This window comes from Capnocytophaga sp. oral taxon 332 str. F0381, from assembly GCF_000318275.2.
In the GTDB taxonomy this organism is placed as follows: Bacteria; Bacteroidota; Bacteroidia; order Flavobacteriales; family Flavobacteriaceae; genus Capnocytophaga; species Capnocytophaga bilenii.
The window spans coordinates 1-849 of sequence record NZ_KB291327.1; the positions used below are offsets into that span (position 1 = coordinate 1).

General features: G+C 48.1%; 1 rRNA gene. It reads left to right on the top strand.

Annotated features, from left to right (window positions below):
* Nucleotides 1-28: 28 nt before the first annotated feature.
* Nucleotides 29-849, top strand: a 16S ribosomal RNA gene (locus tag HMPREF9075_RS08570); the annotation flags it as partial.

The window sequence follows — 849 nt, forward strand, 5'->3', positions numbered from 1 at the left end:
AGTCGGTTAGAAGATATTAAAGATTTTAACGATGAAGAGTTTGATCCTGGCTCAGGATGAACGCTAGCGGCAGGCCTAACACATGCAAGTCGAGGGATAAGCTTTCGGGCTGAAACCGGCGTACGGGTGCGTAACGCGTATACAATCTGCCTTTCACAGGGGGATAGCCCGAAGAAATTTGGATTAATACCCCATAGGATAATGGTGTGGCATCATATTATTATTAAAGCTACGGTGGTGAAAGATGAGTATGCGTTCTATTAGCTAGTTGGAGAGGTAACGGCTCCCCAAGGCGACGATAGATAGGGGTTCTGAGAGGGATGTCCCCCACACTGGTACTGAGATACGGACCAGACTCCTACGGGAGGCAGCAGTGAGGAATATTGGACAATGGTCGGAAGACTGATCCAGCCATGCCGCGTGCAGGATGAAGGTCTTATGGATTGTAAACTGCTTTTGCAGGGGAAGAATAAGGACTACGCGTAGTTTGATGACGGTACTCTGTGAATAAGCATCGGCTAACTCCGTGCCAGCAGCCGCGGTAATACGGAGGATGCGAGCGTTATCCGGAATCATTGGGTTTAAAGGGTCTGTAGGCGGGCTGGTAAGTCAGAGGTGAAAGCGCTTAGCTCAACTAAGCAACTGCCTTTGAAACTGCTGGTCTTGAATGGTTGTGAAGTAGTTGGAATGTGTAGTGTAGCGGTGAAATGCTTAGATATTACACAGAACACCGATAGCGAAGGCATATTACTAACAATTAATTGACGCTGATGGACGAAAGCGTGGGGAGCGAACAGGATTAGATACCCTGGTAGTCCACGCTGTAAACGATGGATACTAGCTGTTTGG